17 protein-coding genes are annotated in these 19,559 nt (G+C 73.8%); 15 read left to right on the top strand and 2 right to left on the bottom strand.

Translation table 11 applies throughout. The annotated features are described in order from the left end of the window. Nucleotides 1-9: 9 nt before the first annotated feature. From ACIGAQ_RS33670 to ACIGAQ_RS33680, 3 genes are read left to right on the top strand one after another with little or no spacing between them, the layout of a single operon-like run. On the top strand, nt 10-1,383 hold the full coding sequence (locus ACIGAQ_RS33670; protein WP_399789729.1) for an aldehyde dehydrogenase family protein: 1,374 nt from the start codon (nt 10-12) through the stop codon (nt 1,381-1,383). Further along, nucleotides 1,380-2,165, top strand: a complete 786-nt coding sequence (locus ACIGAQ_RS33675; RefSeq protein WP_362279030.1) for a 3-oxoacyl-ACP reductase — start codon at nt 1,380-1,382, stop codon at nt 2,163-2,165. Before ACIGAQ_RS33670 ends, ACIGAQ_RS33675 begins: the two co-directional genes overlap by 4 nt. A 47-nt stretch (nt 2,166-2,212) precedes the next feature. Next, complete coding sequence (locus tag ACIGAQ_RS33680; RefSeq protein ID WP_399790127.1) at nt 2,213-3,121, top strand: DUF2510 domain-containing protein; 909 nt, start codon at nt 2,213-2,215, stop codon at nt 3,119-3,121. Between the two features lie 12 nt (nt 3,122-3,133). Here ACIGAQ_RS33680 and ACIGAQ_RS33685 read toward each other — a convergent pair whose 3' ends face one another. Further along, the gene (locus tag ACIGAQ_RS33685) at nt 3,134-4,336 is read right to left on the bottom strand and encodes an amino acid deaminase/aldolase (protein ID WP_362279031.1); all 1,203 of its coding nucleotides are present in this window, start codon (nt 4,334-4,336) and stop codon (nt 3,134-3,136) included. 263 nt (nt 4,337-4,599) lie between these two features. On the opposite strand from ACIGAQ_RS33685, the gene ACIGAQ_RS33690 reads away from it, so the two are divergent. The 3 genes from ACIGAQ_RS33690 to ACIGAQ_RS33700 all read left to right on the top strand — a co-directional run bounded on the left by ACIGAQ_RS33690 (nt 4,600) and on the right by ACIGAQ_RS33700 (nt 8,579). Further along, nucleotides 4,600-6,582, top strand: coding sequence for a hypothetical protein (locus tag ACIGAQ_RS33690; protein ID WP_399789734.1), 1,983 nt, complete (start codon nt 4,600-4,602; stop codon nt 6,580-6,582). A 16-nt stretch (nt 6,583-6,598) separates the two neighbouring features. Next, nucleotides 6,599-7,777: a type VII secretion-associated serine protease mycosin gene (mycP, locus tag ACIGAQ_RS33695; protein ID WP_399789737.1), complete on the top strand. Its 1,179-nt coding sequence runs from the start codon at nt 6,599-6,601 to the stop codon at nt 7,775-7,777. A 73-nt stretch (nt 7,778-7,850) separates the two neighbouring features. Continuing rightward, a complete protein-coding gene (locus ACIGAQ_RS33700) occupies nt 7,851-8,579 on the top strand; it encodes an SseB family protein (RefSeq protein WP_311684195.1) in 729 nt (242 codons plus the stop codon). Nucleotides 8,580-8,583: 4 nt separating this feature from the next. Here the strand turns inward: ACIGAQ_RS33700 and ACIGAQ_RS33705 are convergent, their stop codons facing one another. Next, nucleotides 8,584-8,940, bottom strand: coding sequence for a DUF1844 domain-containing protein (locus ACIGAQ_RS33705; RefSeq protein WP_094057204.1), 357 nt, complete (start codon nt 8,938-8,940; stop codon nt 8,584-8,586). Between the two features lie 397 nt (nt 8,941-9,337). Here ACIGAQ_RS33705 and infC point away from each other — a divergent pair, with 397 nt between their 5' ends. The 9 genes from infC to ACIGAQ_RS33750 all read left to right on the top strand — a co-directional run bounded on the left by infC (nt 9,338) and on the right by ACIGAQ_RS33750 (nt 19,538). Then, nucleotides 9,338-9,976 carry a translation initiation factor IF-3 gene (gene infC / locus ACIGAQ_RS33710; protein WP_218829481.1) on the top strand — a complete coding sequence of 213 codons (639 nt, stop codon included), beginning with the start codon at nt 9,338-9,340 and terminating at the stop codon, nt 9,974-9,976. 108 nt (nt 9,977-10,084) lie between these two features. Continuing rightward, nucleotides 10,085-10,279: a 50S ribosomal protein L35 gene (gene rpmI, locus ACIGAQ_RS33715; RefSeq protein ID WP_003977225.1), complete on the top strand. Its 195-nt coding sequence runs from the start codon at nt 10,085-10,087 to the stop codon at nt 10,277-10,279. Between the two features lie 94 nt (nt 10,280-10,373). Beyond that, the gene (gene rplT / locus ACIGAQ_RS33720; protein ID WP_003989074.1) at nt 10,374-10,757 is read left to right on the top strand and encodes a 50S ribosomal protein L20; all 384 of its coding nucleotides are present in this window, start codon (nt 10,374-10,376) and stop codon (nt 10,755-10,757) included. Between the two features lie 88 nt (nt 10,758-10,845). After that, a complete protein-coding gene (locus ACIGAQ_RS33725) occupies nt 10,846-11,706 on the top strand; it encodes an RNA methyltransferase (RefSeq protein WP_311684200.1) in 861 nt (286 codons plus the stop codon). A gap of 53 nt (nt 11,707-11,759) precedes the next feature. Beyond that, nucleotides 11,760-12,911 (top strand): ATP-binding protein, encoded by a 1,152-nt coding sequence (locus ACIGAQ_RS33730; RefSeq protein WP_399789743.1) that lies wholly within the window; start codon nt 11,760-11,762, stop codon nt 12,909-12,911. 154 nt (nt 12,912-13,065) lie between these two features. Next, a complete protein-coding gene (gene pheS / locus ACIGAQ_RS33735; protein WP_362279035.1) occupies nt 13,066-14,193 on the top strand; it encodes a phenylalanine--tRNA ligase subunit alpha in 1,128 nt (375 codons plus the stop codon). Further along, nucleotides 14,193-16,706: a phenylalanine--tRNA ligase subunit beta gene (gene pheT / locus ACIGAQ_RS33740; RefSeq protein ID WP_399789747.1), complete on the top strand. Its 2,514-nt coding sequence runs from the start codon at nt 14,193-14,195 to the stop codon at nt 16,704-16,706. The genes pheS and pheT overlap by 1 nt, the downstream gene beginning before the upstream one ends. Nucleotides 16,707-16,912: 206 nt before the next feature. After that, nucleotides 16,913-17,929 carry a PP2C family protein-serine/threonine phosphatase gene (locus ACIGAQ_RS33745; RefSeq protein WP_399789750.1) on the top strand — a complete coding sequence of 339 codons (1,017 nt, stop codon included), beginning with the start codon at nt 16,913-16,915 and terminating at the stop codon, nt 17,927-17,929. 268 nt (nt 17,930-18,197) lie between these two features. After that, on the top strand, nt 18,198-19,538 hold the full coding sequence (locus ACIGAQ_RS33750) for a transcriptional regulator (RefSeq protein ID WP_399789753.1): 1,341 nt from the start codon (nt 18,198-18,200) through the stop codon (nt 19,536-19,538). The last annotated feature ends 21 nt before the right edge of the window (nt 19,539-19,559 follow it).

Consider the following 19,559-nt stretch of genomic DNA (forward strand, 5'->3'; position numbering starts at 1 on the left):
TCCTCAGCGGTGTCTTCCGAGCACCTGCTGGACGTGCTGAACCCCGCGACCGAGGAGGTCGTCGCCGTCGTCGCCGGAGCGAGCCCGGCCGACGTCGACACGGCCGTCGCGCGCGCCGCCCGGGCGCAGCGGTCCTGGGCCGCCCTCGCCCCCGGCGACCGCGCCCGGCTGCTGCGCCGCTTCGCCGCCACCGTCGACGAGCACCTGGAGGAGCTGGCCCGTCTGGAGGTCCGCGAGGCCGGCCACCTGATCGGCAACGCCCGCTGGGAGGCCGGCAACGTCCGCGACCTGCTGGACTACGCGGCCGGGGGAGTGGAGCGGCTCACCGGCCGGCAGATCCCCGTGCCCGGCGGCCTGGACGTCACGATCCTCGAACCGCTCGGCGTCGTCGGCGTGATCGCCCCCTGGAACTTCCCCCTGCCCATCGCCGCCTGGGGCACCGCCCCGGCGCTCGCGGCCGGCAACGCGGTCCTGCTCAAGCCCGCCGAGACCACCCCGCTCACCGCCCTGCGCCTGGCCGAACTCGCCCTCGAAGCCGGGCTGCCCGAGCACCTCTTCCAGGTCCTGCCCGGACGCGGCGACATCACGGGCGACGCGCTCGTCCGCCACCCCGGCATCGCCAAGATCGTCTTCACCGGCTCGACCCGGACCGGCACGCGCGTGGCCGCGCTCGCCGCCGAGCAGGTCAAGCCGGTCACCCTCGAACTCGGCGGCAAGAGCCCCAACATCGTCTTCGCCGACGCCGACCTCGCGACCGCCGTCGACCCCTTCTCCTTCCTCGACAACTCCGGCCAGGACTGCTGCGCCCGCACCCGCGTGCTGGTCCAGGAGTCCGTGTACGACGAGGTCCGCGACCTGCTCGCCGACGCCCTGTCCGCCGTGGTGGTGGGCGACCCGGCCGACGAGAAGACGCAGATGGGCCCGCTCATCTCCCGGCAGCAGCTCGACCGCGTCCGCGGCTTCGTGCCCGACGACGCCCCGGCGCTGCGCGGGAGCGCCCCCGAGGGACCCGGCTTCTGGTTCCCGCCGACCGTCCTCACCGGGGAGCGACCGGACTCGCCCGCGTCCCGCGAGGAGATCTTCGGCCCCGTGGCGGTCCTGCTGCCCTTCACCGACGAGGAGGACGCCGTCCGCCTCGCCAACGACACCCCCTACGGCCTGTCCGGCTCCATCTGGACCCGCGACGTCGGCCGCGCCCTGCGCGTCTCCCGCGCCGTCCGCGCCGGCAACCTGTCCGTCAACTCCCACGCCAGCGTCCGCTACTGGACCCCGTTCGGCGGCTTCAAGCAGTCCGGCGTCGGCCGCGAGCTCGGCCCCGACGCCCTGGCCGCCTTCACCGAGACCAAGAACGTCTTCATCAGCACGGAGGGCCCCGCACAGTGACTGCCCAGGAAAGCATCTGCCGCCGTCTGGTCGGCCGCACCGCCGTCGTCACCGGAGCCGGCAGCGGCATCGGACTCGCCGCCGCGCGCCGTCTCGCCTCCGAGGGCGCGCACGTCGTCTGCGGCGACGTCGACGAGACCCGCGGCAAGGCCGCCGCCGAGGAGACCGGCGGCACCTTCGTGAAGGTCGACGTCACCGACCCGGAGGAGGTCGAGGCCCTGTTCAGGACCGCCTACGACACCTACGGCAGCGTCGACATCGCCTTCAACAACGCCGGCATCTCCCCGCCCGACGACGACTCCATCCTGGAGACCGGCCTGGAGGCCTGGAAACGCGTCCAGGAGGTCAACCTCACCTCCGTCTACCTGTGCTGCAAGGCCGCCATCCCCTACATGCGGCGCCAGGGCAGGGGCTCGATCATCAACACGGCGTCCTTCGTGGCCAGGATGGGTGCCGCGACCTCGCAGATCTCCTACACGGCCTCCAAGGGCGGCGTGCTCGCCATGTCCCGGGAACTGGGCGTGCAGTTCGCCCGCGAGGGCATCCGGGTCAACGCCCTGTGCCCGGGGCCGGTCAACACCCCGCTGTTGCAGGAGCTGTTCGCGAAGGACCCGGAGCGGGCCGCGCGCCGCCTGGTGCACATCCCGCTGGGCCGGTTCGCCGAGGCGGAGGAGATCGCCGCCGCCGTCGCCTTCCTCGCCAGCGACGACTCCTCGTTCGTGAACGCCACCGACTTCCTCGTCGACGGCGGCATCTCGGGGGCGTACGTCACACCCCTGTAGGTCGCGTCCGCGCGGCCCGGGTCGCGGCCTACAGTGCCGGGATGAGCATGACGCCCCCGCCCGGCTGGTATCCGGACCCGCACGCACCGCACCTGCAGCGCTGGTGGGACGGCACGGTCTGGACCGAGCACCGCCGCACACCCGAGGCCCCCACCGTCCCGGTGCCCACGCCGGCGGGCGGCGGCACCGGGCGGGCCAGGACGGTCGCCCTGGTCGCGGCCGGGGCCGTCCTGGTCGCGGCGATCGCCGTGGGGGCGGCGGTCCTCGGCAGCGGCGACGACGGCGGGACGGAGACCAGGACGGCCCCGACGTCCACCACCTCCGTCGCGCCCGAGTCGCCGGAGCCGACCCCCGAGGAGTCCACCTCCGAGTCGTCCCCGGACGACCCCTCGGTCGTCGAGGACCAGCTCAACGGCGTCACCTTCCCGCTCCTCGACGGCTGGGTCCGCCCCCGGCACGTCGCCCAGGACGACGTCGTCATGACCACGGACGGCACGTACGACTGCCCCGGCGACGGCGCCGTCTGCCGCCACGGCCTGGTCATCTCCCGCACCGTGACCGCCAACGACGAGACCTCCCCCGAGGCCCTGGCCAAGGCGGACATCTCCGACGCGGCCGAGGACGCCTACGACCGCGACGCCATCGGCCAGCAGCCCTACGGGGGCATGGAGTCCCACGAGCTGGTGAAGTCCGGGCCGGTCGCGGTGGCGGGCCGCGCCGGGTACTTCGTGCGCTGGCGCGTGCACACCGCCAAGGGCCCGGGCGGCTACGTCCAGTCGCTCGTCTTCCCCTCCAGCGTCGGCACCGAGTCGCCGGTGCTGGTCCGGTTCGTCTTCGACGCGGGCGAGGACGGGCCGCCGCTCGCCGACATGGACCGCATCACCAAGGGCATCCGCCCGGTCGGCGACGCGGACACCGGCGGCGGCGTGGGCAGCAGCATCGGCCCGACGGACTGACGGGATGGCCGGCTACAGGAACGTGTGGCCCTCGCCGCGGTAGGTCGGCACGGTCGCCGTCACCGCGTCGCCCTCGATCAGGTGCAGCGCGTCGAACCGCTCGCACAGTTCACCGGCCTTGGCGTGCCGGAACCACACCTTGTCGCCGATCAGCAGGTCGTCGGCGGGCGGGCCGAGCAGCGGCGTCTGCACCTCACCGGCGCCCTCCTGCGGGTCGTAGCGCAGCCCCTCGGGCAGGTACGGCACGGGCGACCGGTCCGGCCCGGCCGCACCGGAAGCCGGATAGCCGCCGCCGAGCACCGTCACGACGCCGACCCCCGGCCGCCGCACCACGGGCTGTGCGAACAGGGCGGCCGGCCTGCCGCGGAACGAGGTGTAGTTGTCGAACAGCCGCGGCACGTACAGCCCCGATCCGGCCGCGATCTCCGTGACGGCGTCCTCGGCGGCCGTGTGCTGCACCGAGCCGGTGCCTCCGCCGTTGACGAACTCCAGGGCGGGCACCACCGCCCGCACCGCCCGTACCACCTCCGCGCGGCGCTCGGCCAGTTCGCGCCTGGCGGCGGCCTGCATCAGCCGGATGGCGCGCGAGCGCAGCGGCCGTCCCGCCACGGCGTCCCCGACCCCGGCGACATGACCCTCGTACGCCATGATGCCCACGACCTCGAAGCCCGGCCGCCGGGTCACCGCGCGGGCCATGTCGGCGACCTCGGCGGGGGAGTGCAGCGGCGAGCGCCGGGCCCCGACCCGCACCCGCCCGCCCAGCAGCCTCAGGGACGTGTCCAACTCCAGGCACACGCGCACGACTTCGCGCCCGCCGCCCCGGGAGGCGTCGATCAGGTCCAGCTGGGCGACGTCGTCGACCATGACGGTCACGGCGGAGGCGAGCTTGGGGTCACCGGCGAGTTCGGCGTACGCGGCGCGGTCCGCGGACGGGTAGGCGAGCAGCACGTCCTCGAACCCCGACCGGGCCAGCCACAGGGACTCGGCGAGCGTGAACGACATGATCCCCGCGAAGCCGTCGCGGGCCAGGACGCGTTCCAGCAGCGCCCGGCACCGCACGGACTTGCTGGCCACACGGATCGGCTTGCCCCCGGCGCGGCGGACCAGGTCGTCGGCGTTGGCGTCGAAGGCGTCCAGGTCCACGATCGCGAGAGGGGCGTCGAGATGGGCGGTGGCCCGGTCGTAACGGGCCCGGTCGGCGGCGCGCGCAGTCATGAACGCAGCCTGCCAGACCCGATTACCGCAGGGTAGGGGGACGTTCCGGGCAGATGCCCCGGGCTCGTGGACTGGTTCCCGTTCGCCCAGGGACAAGCCGTAGAGTGACGCGCACGTACGGCGGACGCCGCCGGCCGCGCAGCCGTGCCGGGATGACGCTCCGTCCGTACGGGTATGTGTGCCCGGACGAGTCGGTGCCGGGCCTCGGGAGAACGACACCGGCCCGCGCGCGAAGCGGCCCGGGCCGAGGAAACGGGGGGTGCATGAGCACGGAAGCGCGACGCGCCTCCTTCCCCCCACGCCCCGCCCACCCCCCGGCCCCGACGGGGACCCCGGACGCCGCGTCCGACCCGCAGGACCGCAACGCCTTCACCACCGCGGACGCACCGGCACCGGAAGCCACCGACTCCACCGACTCCGGCACGGACGCCACGCCGGGCTCGGCCGGCTCGGGCAGAAACGGCACGGTGGGCTCCATCGGCTCGGGCACGAACGGCACCACGGGCTCCGCCGGCTCGGGCACAAGCCGCGCGACGGGCTCCATCGGCTCCGGCACGAACGGCACCACGGGCTCCGCCGGCTCGGGCACGAACCATGCGACGGGCTCCGCCGACTCCGGCACGAACGGCACGGCGGCCTCCGCCCGCTCCGGTACGAGCCGCGCGACGGGCTCCGCCGAGGACAGCGGCTCGGACGACCGTCGCCCGCACGGCCACCCTCGCTTCCCGAGCCTCGGCGCGACGGCACCCCGTCCCGCCGAACCGGCCTCACCCCCGCCGCCCCGCGCGTCGTCCCGCCTCCCGGACACGCCGCCCGGCAGAGACGCCGACCGGGACCGCCGCCGCACGACACCCACCCGTCCGTTCCGCCTGCCCCCGCCCCGCCCCTCCAGGGCCCCCGGCGAACAGGCGTCGGACACCACTGCCCGTCTGCGCCCGGCCCCCGCGGATCCCTCACCCGCCGACCCCGGTGAACCCACGCGCTCCACCGGCTCGGCCGGTCGCCCGATCGCGCAGGCCCCGCCCGCGACCCCCCGGGCATCGGCATCCCCCGCCGCCCCCGTTCCCTCCGCTTCCCCCCGCCCCGAGGCCCCACCGCGCCCGACGCACGAGCCGAGGCCCGACGCCGGTGCCGGCAGGTTCGTGTCGGCCGGTGCGGAAACCACGCGGCCCGCGCCGCCCGTTCCCCGTCTCCGCCCCGAGGCCCCACCGCGCCCGACGCACGAGCCGAGGCCCGGCGCCGGTGCCGGCAGGTTCGTGTCGGCCGGTGCGGAAACCACGCGGCCCGCGCCGCCCGTTCCCGGCCATCACCCCCCACGCTCCGCCCCGCCGAGTACGGGCCCGGTCTCCGTCTCCCCGGACCCCGCGCTCTCCTGGAGCGCGAGCGCCCCGCTCAGCCCCGGCGGGGCTCCCGGCGCCTCGCGCCCCTTCGTGTCGTTCGGGGAGCCCGAGGGGTACGACGGCGCCGCCCGGCCCCGGCCGCTCGGGCGGCGGCGGGCCTCGCAGGCAGCCGCTGCCGCCGCCTGCCTGGTGCTCGGGCTCGGGCTGATCTCGGGCGCGGTCACCGGGAGCTGGCTCGTGGGGGACTCCGGCGGTGAGGGCGCGCGCAGCACGTTCAGCGCCGCCGGGAGCCTCTGGCACAGCGTCCCGGTCGACCAGCTGTTCCCCCGCACGGTGCAGGGCCGGGGCGCCGGACCGGGCGGAGCCGACCGCACCTGGACCCGGATAGCCGTCGCCCCGGACAGCGGCTGCAAGGGCGGCGCCTTCGACCCCCTGCTGCGCAAGGCCCTCGCCCCCGTCGGCTGCGCACGCCTCCTGCGCGCCACCTACACCGACGCCACCGAGAGCCACGTGACCACCGTCGGCCTGCTCTTCACCACGGCCGACGCCCCGGGCATGACCTCCCTCGCGAACCGTTTCCGCAAGGAGCGGCTGGACCGCCGCGCCGATCTGATGCCCCTGCCGTACGCCGCGAAGGACACCCCCGCCGCGGACTTCGGGGCGAAGCAGCGGGCCTCCTGGACCGTCTCGGTGCTCACCGAGGCCCCGGTCGTCGTCTACGCCGTCTCCGGCTGGGCCGACGGCCGTACCGTCGACGACCCGCAGCCCGCCGAGGACGCCATGGCGTCCGGCGCCGCCACCGCCGCCGCCCAGGCCGGTCTCGGCCACGAGGCCAAGGGCCTCGCCGACCGCGTCGAACGCGACCTCCGCAAGAACGTCCGCTCGGCCACGGAGCAGCCGTCGTGAAAACGGAGCAGCCGTCGTGAAAGCCCTCACCTCCCGCGCGGGCGGGCTCCTGAGCGTGCTCCTCGCCGCGGGCCTCACCCTGATCCCCGCCACCACCGCCCACGCCGACGGCATCCGAGCCCAGCAGTGGGCCCTGGAGGCCATGCAGACCGCCGAGGCCTGGCAGACCACCAAGGGCGCGGGCGTCACCGTCGCCGTCCTGGACACCGGCGTCGAGGCCGACCACCCCGACCTGGCCGGCAACGTCCTGCCGGGCAAGGACCTGGTCCGCTTCGGGGCCGAACCCGGCGACCGCGCCTGGGCCCGGCACGGCACCGCCATGGCCGGCATCATCGCCGGGCACGGACACGGCCCGGGCAACACCGACGGCGTCCTCGGCATCGCCCCCGAGGCGAAGATCCTGCCCGTGCGCGTGATCCTGGAGGACGGCGACCCCTCCCGCGCCAAGGCCCGCAGCACCCGTGGCAACGCCCTCGCCGAGGGCATCCGCTGGGCCGCCGACCACGGCGCCGACGTCATCAACCTCTCCCTGGGCGACGACTCCGCCTCGGCCCACCCCGAGCCCACCGAGGACCAGGCGATCCAGTACGCCCTGAAGAAGGGCGTGGTCGTCGTCGCCTCCGCCGGCAACGGCGGCGAGAAGGGCGACCGCATCTCCTACCCGGCCGCCTACCCCGGCGTCATCGCCGCCACCGCCGTCGACCGCGCCGGAACCCGCGCCTCCTTCTCCACCCGCCGCTGGTACGCCACCGTCAGCGCGCCCGGTGTCGACGTCGTCATCGCCGACCCGGACCGCAAGTACTACGAGGGCTGGGGCACCAGCGCCGCCGCCGCCTTCGTCTCCGGAGCCGCCGCCCTGGTCAAGGCCGCCCACCCCGGTCTGACCCCGGCCCAGATCAAGACGCTCCTGGAGGACACCGCCCGCAACGGCCCCGTCGGCGGCCGTGACGACTCGCGCGGCTTCGGCTTCGTCGACCCGGCCGCCGCCCTCAGGGCCGCCGCACGCCTGAAGCCCCAGGGCCTGCAGTCGGCGTCCTACGGCGAGAAGTACTTCGGCAGCGGCCCCGACGCCGCCTCCTCCGGCGAGGGCACCGCCGACTGGGCCGCCCCCCTCGCGGGCGGCGCCGGCGGGGTGCTGCTGGTCGCGGCCGTCGTCCTGTGGCGCGGCCGCCGCACCGGCCACCAGGACTTCTGAGCCACCGTACCGGCCACCAGGACTTCCGAGCCGCCGTCCGGGGCGCGTCGCCCGGCCGATAGGGTCGACGACCGTGGCGAACAAGAACATCCCCGACCCCGGCTTCTCCGACGACGACGGCTCCGCCGACCCCCGGCTGAGCGCGGCCCTCGCCGCCTGGTCCGGGGACCGCACCGCCGTGGGACCGGTCCTGGAGGCGCTCAAGGGCGCCCGGCTGCTCGTCCCCGTCGTGGCCGTGCTCGGCGAGGTCGAGGAGGACGAGCGGGGACTGCGCCGCGAGAAGACCAGCGACATGGCCGTACCGACCCTCAAGGCCGGGAACCGCACCGCCCTGCCCGCCTTCACCTCCACGGACTCCCTCGCCCGCTGGGACCCCGAGGCACGCCCCGTCGCCGTGCCACTGCACCAGGCCCTGCAGGCCGCCGCCCACGAGAAGGCCGACACGGTCGTGCTGGACCTGGCCGGACCGGTGCCGTTCGAACTGACCGGCCCCGCCCTGCTCGCCCTGGCGGAGGGCCGCACCTCCACCGATCCGCTCGCCGACCCGGCCGTCGTCGGCGCCGTACGCGAGGCCGTGGCCGCCGAGCCGGCCGTGCTGCGCGCCCACCTCGGACCCGGACGGGCCGACGGCACCCTGGCCCTGGTGCTCGACCCGGGCGCGGACCGGGCCCAGGCGGCCCGGGCCGTCGCCGAGCGCCTGGCCGCCGACGAGACACTGAGGGCCCGCCTGGTGCGCGGTCTCGACCTGGCCCTGCTGCCGGCCGAGGCGACCCCCCCGGGCGAGCCCCTCTTCGTACGCTGAACCGCTAGCCGTAGACCGGGCCCGTGTACTTCTCGCCCGGGCCCTGGCCGGGCTCGTCCGGGACGAGCGAGGCCTCGCGGAACGCCAGCTGCAGCGACTTCAGGCCGTCCCGCAGGGGAGCGGCGTGGAACGAGCTGATCTCCGTCGTGGACGCGTCCAGCAGACCGGCCAGCGCGTGCACCAGCTTGCGGGCCTCGTCCAGGTCCTTGTGCTTCTCGCCCTCCTCGGTCAGACCGAGCTTCACGGCGGCCGCGCTCATCAGGTTGACGGCGACGGTCACGATCACCTCGACCGCCGGGACCTCCGCGATGTCGCGGGCCATGGCGTCGAAGTCGGGGGACTCAGGAGGGGTCTCACTCATGCCCCACACGATAGGCGCAGCACGGGCGCACACCGCACCAGGCCCCGACGCGCCCCAGTTAGCCCTTCCTGGCCATTGCTGGTAACCTCGTGTAACGACCGGTCGGACCCGTATGCCTCACGGCCCGCGAGCCCGACCCACAAGTGGAGGCTTTCGAACTCCCACCTGACCGCCCCCCGGGCGTCGGGTCACCGGTCAGACGGTCCCGTCCCAGCGGCGGAGATCCGTCCGAAAGCGCGCCCCGCGGCATCCCCGCGGCGGTGCTCCGGTAGTTCGAGGAGCCCCGCCTGGGAATCGTCCGGGGCATTTTTTGTGCTTCGGCGCGGTTAGGTCTGTCGAACAGAGACGTTACGCGGCCGTCCGCCAGACCGTCGCGTGGTGCTACCGAGGAGGATCCATCAGCGCCGAGCCCCGCATCAACGACCGGATTCGCGTTCCCGAGGTGCGACTTGTCGGTCCCAGTGGCGAGCAGGTGGGCATCGTCCCCCTGGCGAAGGCACTGGAGCTTGCGCAGGAGTACGACCTGGACCTGGTCGAGGTCGCGGCGAACGCCCGTCCGCCCGTGTGCAAGCTCATGGACTACGGGAAGTTCAAGTACGAGTCGGCCATGAAGGCCCGTGAGGCGCGCAAGAACCAGGCGCACACGGTCATCAAGGAGATGAAGCTCCGGCCGAAGATCGACCCGCACGACTATGACACCAAGAAGGGTCACGTCGTTCGGTTCCTCAAGCAGGGCGACAAGGTCAAGATCACGATCATGTTCCGTGGTCGCGAGCAGTCCCGGCCCGAGCTGGGCTACCGGCTGCTGCAGCGTCTCGCGGAGGACGTCCAGGACCTCGGTTTCGTCGAGTCGAACCCGAAGCAGGACGGCCGGAACATGATCATGGTCCTCGGTCCGCACAAGAAGAAGACCGAGGCGATGGCCGAGGCTCGCCAGGCGCAGGAAGCCCGCAAGGCGGACGCGAAGGCCAACCCCGGCAAGTCGCAGAACGCCGCGGAGACCGAGGCGCCGGCTGAGGAGCCCGCCGAGGCGTGACTCCCCGGGACGCCAGTCCCAGGAAGCAACCGAAACAAGACGACGCTCCACCGTGCCCGGTTTCACGACCGGGCACCGGAGCGCCACCGACGAGGAGAGAACGGCGCTATGCCGAAGAACAAGTCGCACAGCGGTGCCAGCAAGCGCTTCAAGATCACCGGCTCCGGCAAGGTGCTCCGCGAGCGCGCCGGCAAGCGCCACCTGCTCGAGCACAAGTCGTCCCGCGTGACGCGTCGCCTCACCGGCAACGCCGAGATGGCCCCGGGCGACGCCGCGAAGATCAAGAAGCTTCTCGGCAAGTGACGCCCGGCGCGTGAGCGCCGCACGTCAGGACCGGGACCCAATCGAATTCGGGCCGTGTGAGGACCACCGCGGCCCCGCTACAAGGAGTTAAGAAGTGGCACGCGTCAAGCGGGCAGTCAACGCCCACAAGAAGCGCCGGGCGATCCTCGAGCAGGCCTCCGGCTACCGCGGTCAGCGTTCGCGCCTGTACCGCAAGGCCAAGGAGCAGGTCACCCACTCGCTGGTCTACAACTACAACGACCGCAAGAAGCGCAAGGGTGACTTCCGCCAGCTGTGGATCCAGCGCATCAACGCCGCTGCCCGCGCCAACGGCATGACCTACAACCGCTTCATCCAGGGTCTGAAGGCCGCGAACGTCGAGGTCGACCGCAAGATCCTGGCCGAGCTGGCCGTCAACGACGCCGGTGCGTTCGCCGCGCTCGTCGAGGTCGCCCAGAAGGCGCTGCCGAGTGACGTCAACGCCCCCAAGGCGGCCTGACGCCGGCTTCGAGCCGATGTGACGGACAGGACCCGCAGGCCGAACGGCCTGCGGGTCCTGCTGTGCAGCTACCGAGAAAGCGAACAGGATGTCCCCTGCCACCCCCGAGCTCATCTCCCCCCGCTCCTCCCGTGTCCTGGCGGCACGCCGGCTGGCCAAGCGGAACTTCCGGGGGAAGGAGCGGCTGTTCCTCGCGGAGGGACCGCAGGCGGTGCGGGAGGCGGCCGGACACCGGTCCGGCGGTTCGGCCACGCTGGTGGAGCTGTTCGCCACGCTGGAGGCCGCCGAGCGGTACGCCGACATCGTCGGTGCCGCCCGGGACGCCGGAGCGCGGGTGCACCTCGCCGCCGAGCAGGTCATCGCCGACATCTCCACCACCGTCACCCCGCAGGGACTCGTCGGGGTCTGCCGGTTCCTCGACACGCCCTTCGAGGAGGTGCTCGCGGCCCGCCCGCGGCTGGTCGCCCTCCTCGCCAACGTGCGCGACCCCGGCAACGCCGGCACCGTGCTGCGCTGCGCCGACGCCGCCGGCGCCGAGGCCGTCGTGCTGACCGACGCCTCCGTCGACGTGTACAACCCCAAAGCGGTCCGCGCCTCCGTCGGCTCCCTGTTCCACCTGCCCGTCGCCGTCGGCGTCCCCGTGGAGCGGGCCGTCGAGGCGCTGCGCGGCGCCGGCGTCCGCGTCCTGGCCGCCGACGGGGCCGGCGACCGGGACCTCGACGAGGAGCTCGACAAAGGCACCATGGGCGGACCCACCGCCTGGGTCTTCGGTAACGAGGCCTGGGGCCTGCCCGAGGAGACGCGCGCCCTCACCGACGCCGTCGTGCGCGTCCCGATCCACGGGAAGGCCGAGAGCCTGAACCTCGCCACCGCCGCCGCCGTATGTCTCTATGCGTCGGCGCGTGCACAGCGCGCCCCCGGAGGGTGCCGCTCCGTCACCGGGAACTAGTAGGGTGACCAGCTCAGGGACCCTCCGCGGAGCCTGAGAGGTGGGGTACGGGGATGAGCGTCGGCACGAGCAGCGCACCGGGAGCCCGGGACGCCGGGAGCCCACCCGCCGCGTCCCGGCCGTCCGGTGATCTCGCCGACCTCGGCATCGACCCGGACCAGCTGCCCGACGGACTGGTCGTCGCCGACGAGCAGAGCCGGGTCATCTGCTTCAACGCCGCAGCCGAGCGCATCACCGCCGTGCGCGCCCGGGACGCCCTCGGGCAGCGGCTGGAGAAGGCGCTGCCGTTAGAGGACCTCGAAGGGCGCCGCTGGTGGCAGCTGACCGACCCCTACGGCGGCCTCGCCATCCGGGTCGGCCAGCCCGAGCGCAACCTCCTGCTGCCCGGCGGCCGCGAGGTGCTGGTCTCCGCGCGCTACGTCCGCACCCGCCCCACCGGGCCCGTGCGGCGCCTGGTCGTGACCCTGCGCGACACCGAGGCCCGCCGCCGCACCGAGCGCAGCCACGCCGAGCTGATCGCCACCGTCGCCCACGAGCTGCGCTCCCCGCTCACCTCCGTCAAGGGCTTCACCGCCACGCTGCTGGCCAAGTGGGAACGGTTCACCGACGACCAGAAGCGGCTGATGCTGGAGACCGTCGACGCCGACGCCGACCGCGTCACCCGGCTCATCGCCGAGCTGCTCGACATCTCGCGCATCGACTCCGGCCGCCTGGAGGTGCGCCGCCAGCCCGTCGACATCGCAGCCGCCGTCGGGCGCCACATCCAGGCCTACGTCGCCTCCGGCCAGCCCGCCGACCGGTTCCTGCTGCGCGTCCAGCAACCCCTGCCCGACCTGTGGGCCGACCCCGACAAGATCGACCAGGTGCTCAGCAACCTGCTGGAAAATGCCGTGCGGCACGGCGAGGGAACTGTCACGATCGACATCACGGCCACGGCGTCCCCCCGCGAGGGCGAGCACGCCGGGAACGCAGCCACGTCGGTCACGGTGAGCGACGAGGGGCCCGGCATCCCGGAGGAGTCCATGAACCGCGTCTTCACCCGCTTCTGGCGGGGCAGCAAGCGCGGCGGCACGGGCCTCGGGCTGTACATCGTCAAGGGCATCGTCGAGGCCCACGGCGGCACCATCACGGTCGGCCGCGCCCCCGGCGCCGGCGCCGAGTTCCGATTTACGTTGCCCGTGGCGGCTCCGGCGTATCTCGCCTGAGGACCACGGGCGCATTCGTCCACCTCCACCCCGTTAGACTCGGCCCCTGGCACCTTTGTGTCCCGCGGACGGCCGTCGGAGCCGGTGACGGGGACCTTCAGCCTCGGGGCACCTCCCAGCGACAGCTGGGGGACAATCGGAAGCACGGGAAGAGATGTCGGCACCGAATAAGTCGTACGACCCGGTCGAGGTCGAGACGTTGAAACCGGAAGAGATCGAGCGCATGCGGGACGAGGCGCTCGCCGCCTTCGCCGCCGCGGACTCCCTCGACGCGCTCCACGAGGCCAAGGTCGCCCACACCGGCCCCGCCTCGCCGCTGGCCCTCGCCAACCGCGAGATCGGCGCTCTGCCCCCGCACGCCAAGGCCGAGGCCGGCAAGCGCGTCGGCCAGGCCCGCGGCGCCGTCAACAAGGGGCTCGCCGCGCGCCAGGCCGAGCTGGAGGCCGAGCGCGACGCACGGGTGCTGGTCGAGGAGGCGGTGGACGTCACGCTGCCCTACGACCGCGTACCGTCCGGCGCCCGGCACCCGCTCACGACCATGATGGAGCGGGTCGCGGACGTCTTCGTGGCCATGGGCTACGAGGTCGCCGAGGGGCCGGAGGCCGAGGCGGAGTGGTTCAACTTCGACGCGCTCAACTTCCTGCCCGACCACCCGGCCCGGCAGATGCAGGACACCTTCTTCGTGCGGGGCCCCGAGGGCACCGAGGAGTCCGGTTCCGGCGTCGTGCTGCGCACCCACACCTCCCCGGTCCAGGCGCGCGCCCTGCTCGACCGTGAGCTGCCCGTCTACATCGTCTGCCCCGGCCGGGTGTTCCGCACCGACGAACTGGACGCCACGCACACGCCGGTCTTCCACCAGATCGAGCTGCTCGCGGTGGACGAGGGCCTGACGATGGCCGACCTCAAGGGCACGCTGGACCACATGGTCCGGTCGCTGTTCGGCGCGGACATGAAGACCCGGCTGCGGCCGAACTACTTCCCGTTCACCGAGCCCAGCGCCGAGATGGACATGCTCTGCTACGTCTGCAAGGGCGAGTCCGTCGGCAACCCCGACCGTGCCTGCCGCACCTGCTCGTCCGAGGGCTGGATCGAGCTCGGCGGCTGCGGCATGGTCAACCCCCGCGTGCTGCGGGCCTGCGGTGTCGACCCGGAGAAGTACAGCGGCTTCGCCTTCGGGTTCGGCATCGAGCGGATGCTGATGTTCCGCCACAACGTCGAGGACATGCGAGACATGGTCGAGGGTGACGTCCGGTTCACCCGGCCGTTCGGGATGGAGATCTGATGCGGGTCCCGCTTTCTTGGCTGCGGGAGTACGTCGACCTGCCGGCGACGGAGACCGGCCGGGACGTCCAGGCCAAGCTCATTTCGGCCGGTCTGGAGGTCGAGACCGTCGAGCGGCTCGGCGCCGACCTCAAGGGCCCCCTGGTCGTCGGCCAGGTGCTGACCATCGAGGAGCTGACGGAGTTCAAGAAGCCGATCCGCTTCTGCACGGTCGACGTCGGTCAGGCCAACGGCTCCGGCGAGCCCCAGGAGATCGTCTGCGGCGCCCGCAACTTCGCCGTCGGCGACAAGGTCGTCGTGGCCCTGCCCGGCTCCGTCCTGCCCGGTGACTTCCAGATCGCCGAGCGCAAGACCTACGGCAAGATGTCGCGCGGCATGATCTGCTCCAGCGACGAGCTGAACATGGGCGACGACGGCACCAAGGGCATCATCGTGCTGCCGCCGGAGACCGAGGTCGGCAAGGACGCCGTCGAGCTGCTCGAACTGGTCGACGAGGTCCTCGACATCGCCGTCACGCCCGACCGCGGCTACTGCCTGTCCATCCGCGGCGTCGCCCGCGAGACGGCCATCGCCTACGGCCTGCCGCTGCGCGACCCGGCGCTGATCGACGTGCCCGGCCCGAACGCCTACGGCTACCCGGTGCGGATCTCCGACCCCACCGGCTGCGACCGCTTCACCGCCCGCACGGTGACCGGCCTGAGCGCCGAGGCCCGCTCCCCGATCTGGCTGCAGCGCCGGCTGCAGAAGGTCGGCATGCGCCCGATCTCGCTCGCCGTCGACGTCACCAACTACGTGATGATGGAGCTCGGCCAGCCGCTGCACGCCTACGACCGGTCCCTGGTCCAGGGCACCATCGGCGTGCGCCGGGCCGAGCCGGGCGAGAAGCTCACCACCCTCGACGGCGTCGAGCGCACGCTGGACGCCGAGGACCTGGTGATCACCGACGACCGCGGGCCGATCGGTCTCGCCGGTGTCATGGGCGGCGCCGACACGGAGATCGCCGACCACGACGACACCGAGAACGCCACCGCGGACGTCGTCATCGAGGCGGCGCACTTCGACGCGGTGTCCATCGCGCGCACGGCCCGCCGCCACAAGCTGTCCTCCGAGGCGTCCCGGCGTTTCGAGCGGGGCGTCGACCCGCAGGCCGCCGCCGCTGCCGCGCAGCGCACGGTCGACCTGCTGGTCCTCCTCGCCGGCGGCACCGCCGAGGCCGGTGTCACCGAGGTCCTCGCGCCGAGCGCGCTGCGCACCATCACCATCCCGGCCGACCACCCGGACAAGGTCGCGGGCGTCGCCTACGGTCGCGAGACCGTCGTCCGGCGGCTGCAGGAGATCGGCTGCGACGTGTACGGGCAGGACGAGCTCCTGGTCACCGTCCCGTCCTGGCGGCCCGACCTGACCGACCCGAACGACCTGGCCGAAGAGGTCATCCGGCTGGAGGGCTACGAGAACCTGCCCTCCACGCTGCCCAAGCCGCCGGCCGGCCTCGGTCTGACGGACCGGCAGCGGCTGCACCGCCGAGTCGGCCGCGCCCTGGCGGGCGCCGGCTACGTCGAGGCACTGAACTACCCGTTCATCGGCGAGCAGGTCTTCGACCAGCTCGGCCTGGAGAAGGACGACCCGGCCCGCCGCGTCGTGAAGCTCAGCAACCCGCTGAGCGACGAGGAGCCCGCGCTGCGCACGACGCTGCTGCCGGGGCTGCTCGCCGCGCTGCGCCGCAACGACGGCCGGGGCTCGCACGACCTCGCGCTGTTCGAGTCGGGCCTGGTCTTCCTGCCGCGCGAGGAGCAGCGGATCGCCGCGGTGCTGCCCGTCGACCGCCGCCCCACCGACGAGGAGCTCGCCGAGCTGAACGCGGCCCTGCCCGAGCAGCCGCGGCACATCGCCGTCGTGCTCGCCGGTGCGCGCGAGCAGGCCGGCTGGTGGGGCAAGGGACGCCCGGCCGACTGGGCCGACGCGGTCGAGGCGGCGCGCTCCGTCGCCCGCGAGGCCGGTGCCGAGCTGATCGTCCGCAAGGGGCAGTACGGGCCGTGGCACCCGGGCCGATGCGCCGAGCTGGCCGTGACCGTGGACGGTGCCGAGCGGGTCGTGGGGCACGCCGGTGAGCTGCACCCGCGGGTCGTCAAGGCGCTGGGGCTGCCCGCGCGCACCTGTGCGATGGAGCTCGACCTGGACGCCGTCGAGGCGGCGGGCGACGCCACGGTGGCGGCGCCGCGGATCTCCACGTTCCCCGTGGCCACGCAGGACGTCGCCCTGGTCGTCGACGCGGTGGTTCCGGCCGCGGAGGTCGAGGAGGCCCTGCGCGACGGGGCCGGCGAGCTGCTGGAGTCCATCCGGCTGTTCGACGTGTACGAGAACGCCGAGCAGCTGGGTGACGGCCGGAAGTCGCTCGCCTATGCGCTGCGGTTCCGGGCGGCCGACCGGACGCTGACCGTCGACGAGGCGTCCGCGGCCCGGGACGCGGCCGTCGCCCTCGCCGGCGAGCGGGTGGGGGCCGAGCTGCGGAGTTAGCGCCGTGGGGGCTGCGCGGTGACTCCGGCTGCGGGTTCGCTGCGGCTGGTCGCGCAGTTCCCGCGCCCCTGGCGGGTCACCTCACTCTTTTGAGTGGTAAAGGTGGCTCATCCCGCCTTTTCGGGCGGACTGTCCCACAGAATCGGACCGGCCTTCTCGGGCCGGTCCGATTCTGTGTGTCAGGGGCCTGATGGGGGGCCATCGGCATGATCCGCGTCCGTGCTCGGGTGCGTTGCCTCGGACTGCCGACGGTGTGGGGCGCGGCGGCCGTCACGTACAAGCTGGCCTGTCCGCTCGCCCAGCAGGACGATCTCCCGGCGCGCCTCCTCACCAGCGCCGTGTTCTTCGCGGTCGGCACCGGGCTGATCCTCCACGTGCGGCGGTCGCTGACGCGTGAGCTGCGGCAGCTGCGCCGGATCGCGGGCGCCGCGCAGCACGCGCTGCTGCGTCCGCCGCCGTCCCGGGTCGGCGGGCTGGACGTCGCCGCCGCCCAGGTGTCGGCGGAGCGCGGGGCCGCGATCGGGGGCGACCTGTACGAGGTCGTGGCCACCGAGCACGGTGTGCGGGCCGTGATGGGCGACGTCCGCGGCCACGGGATCGGCGCGTTCGGCACCGTCGCCGCCGTGCTCGGCTGCTTCCGAGAGGCCGCACACGACGAGAAGGACCTCGGCGGCGTGCTGCGCCGGCTGGAGCGCGCCCTGGACCGGCATCTGCGCCAGGAGCATCCGGCCGGTGACATCGAGGAGTTCGTGACCCTGCTGCTCGTGGAGATCCGGGCCGACGGCGAGATCGTCGCCCTGAACTGCGGTCACCCGTGGCCGTACCGGGTGAGCGGCCGGGAGGTGGAGCAGCTCGCCGCCGGTGACCCGTATCCGCCGCTGGGCCTGTTCCCGCTGCCGCCGGTACTGCCGACGGTCGGGCTCGGCCGCCTCGAGCCCGATGACGCGCTGTTCCTCTTCACGGACGGTGCGCAGGACGCCCGGGACGCCCGTGGCGCGTTCTTCCCGCTGGCGACGGCGCTGACGGGGGCGGCGGCGGACGGGCCGCTGTCCGCGCAGGGTGTCGTCGGCAGGATCTCGGCCGCGCTGCGGCACCACATCCGGGGCACACCGCCGGACGACATCGCGCTGCTCGTCGTGAGGAACGGGCGGTCGGCCCCCCTGGGGGCGCGGGGAACGGCGCGAACGACCACGACGCACCCGCAGACCACGACGGCACCCTAGGCGCCGCGGCGCACGACGCACGGCCGGCGGTGCCGTCCGCCCCGCCACGGAGTGTCGGGCAGGCGGCCGGGCGGACGGCGGAAGCGGGCCGCCGCACTGTACGAGGGGGAGCCGGCGGCCCGGCCGGCCTCTTGCGAGGCATTTCAGTCAACCGGTCGGCGACGCAGAGCGACAGCGCGCACACAGCGCGGATTCGGGCACTCCGTTCACACCCCGTGTGAACCCGGAACCACTAACCTGTCCGCACCGAGCCACCCGGGGGGCCCACATGCAGCCCAACACTCTGCTCGACGCGATCCTGGACGAGGCGGGGATCTCGCACGCGGGGCTGGCCGCACACGTGAACCAGGCGGGACGGGCGCGAGGCCTGTCCCTGCGTTACGAACACACCGCCGTCGCCCGGTGGTTGAAGGGGCAGCGCCCGCGCGGGCAGGTGCCCGACCTCATCTGCGAGGTGCTGGCCGCCCGGCTGCAACGGCAGGTCACCCTCGACGACATCGGCCTCGGCGTGCCCGGCGAGCCGTCCGCCCCGCACACCGGCTCGCTCTCCGGGTTCGTCGAGCGGGCCACCGCCCTGTGGCGCTCCGACCAGCAGCAGCGCCCGCACATCCTCGGCGCGCCGGCCCTCACCGGCACCCCCGCCGTCATGCCCGTGTGGGAGTGGGAGAACCCGCCCGAGGACGTCGACGTCTCGCGCGGCGGCAGACACCGGGTCACCCCGGGCGACCTGGAGATGCTGCGGGCCGCCCGCGCCCACTACGAGCAGATGTACCGCAAGGCCGGGGGCATCGCGACGCGCGCCCGGATCGTCGGCTTCCTCAACGCCGAGGCCGCCCCGCTGCTGCGCGGCAGCTACACCGACGAGACGGGCCGCCAACTGCACCGCGCCACCGGCGGCCTGGTCGCCGTCGCCGGGATCTGCGCCTACGACTCCGACGCGCACGGCCTCGCCCAGCGCTACTTCCACCAGGCGCTGCGTCTGGCCAAGGCCAGCGGGGACCGGGGACTCGGGGCGTACGTCATCGCCCTGCTGGTCAACCAGTCGCTGTTCATGCGGGAGTACCGGCAGGCCGTCGCCTTCGCCGAGGCCGCGCTGCGCGCCGCCGGCAAGCACATCACCCCGGCGCTCGCCTCCGACCTCTACGCGATGCAGGCCAAGGCCTACGCGCATCTCGGCGACGGCGGCAGCGCCCTGTCCTGCATCCGGCGCGCCGAGCAGGCCGCCGAGCGCATCCGGCGCGGCTACGAGCCCGACGAGACCGGTTACGTCCAACCGGGCCTGGTCAACGTCCAGGTGGCGGAGGCGCTGCTCAGCCTCGGGGAGATCGCGGCCGCCGGGGAGCATGCAGCGGCCGCCGTCGACAACCCGGCGCACGACCGGGGGCGTGTGCACCGGCTCGCGATGCTCAGCACCATCGAGCTGCGGCAGGGCAACGCTGACAAGGCCGTCGCCATCGCCGTGCAGATGGCCGAGCAGGCCCGTGGCATGGAGTCCCAGCGGTTGCGCGACCGGCTGCGCGCGGTGCGCGAACACCTGGTGCGCAGCGGGTGCGCCGGCACGGCCGAGGCCGCCGAACTCATCGACGGGGCCCTGCGCGTACCGCTGTAACTCCCGGCCCGCGGCCCCCAC

Source organism: Streptomyces sp. NPDC085932 (assembly GCF_044540525.1).
Classification (GTDB): Bacteria; Actinomycetota; Actinomycetes; order Streptomycetales; family Streptomycetaceae; genus Streptomyces; species Streptomyces levis.

Excerpts from the sequence above, each read along its gene's own strand:
- ACIGAQ_RS33685 (WP_362279031.1), bottom strand. The coding sequence starts at position 4,336 with ATGACTGCGCGCGCCGCCGACCGGGCCCGTTACGACCGGGCCACCGCC.
- ACIGAQ_RS33705 (WP_094057204.1), bottom strand. The coding sequence starts at position 8,940 with ATGAGTGAGACCCCTCCTGAGTCCCCCGACTTCGACGCCATGGCCCGC.
- pheT (WP_399789747.1), top strand. The coding sequence starts at position 14,193 with ATGCGGGTCCCGCTTTCTTGGCTGCGGGAGTACGTCGACCTGCCGGCG.
- ACIGAQ_RS33730 (WP_399789743.1), top strand. The coding sequence starts at position 11,760 with ATGAGCGTCGGCACGAGCAGCGCACCGGGAGCCCGGGACGCCGGGAGC.
- ACIGAQ_RS33690 (WP_399789734.1), top strand. The coding sequence starts at position 4,600 with ATGAGCACGGAAGCGCGACGCGCCTCCTTCCCCCCACGCCCCGCCCAC.
- ACIGAQ_RS33745 (WP_399789750.1), top strand. The coding sequence starts at position 16,913 with ATGATCCGCGTCCGTGCTCGGGTGCGTTGCCTCGGACTGCCGACGGTG.
- rpmI (WP_003977225.1), top strand. The coding sequence starts at position 10,085 with ATGCCGAAGAACAAGTCGCACAGCGGTGCCAGCAAGCGCTTCAAGATC.
- ACIGAQ_RS33725 (WP_311684200.1), top strand. The coding sequence starts at position 10,846 with ATGTCCCCTGCCACCCCCGAGCTCATCTCCCCCCGCTCCTCCCGTGTC.
- ACIGAQ_RS33680 (WP_399790127.1), top strand. The coding sequence starts at position 2,213 with ATGACGCCCCCGCCCGGCTGGTATCCGGACCCGCACGCACCGCACCTG.
- ACIGAQ_RS33750 (WP_399789753.1), top strand. The coding sequence starts at position 18,198 with ATGCAGCCCAACACTCTGCTCGACGCGATCCTGGACGAGGCGGGGATC.
- pheS (WP_362279035.1), top strand. The coding sequence starts at position 13,066 with ATGTCGGCACCGAATAAGTCGTACGACCCGGTCGAGGTCGAGACGTTG.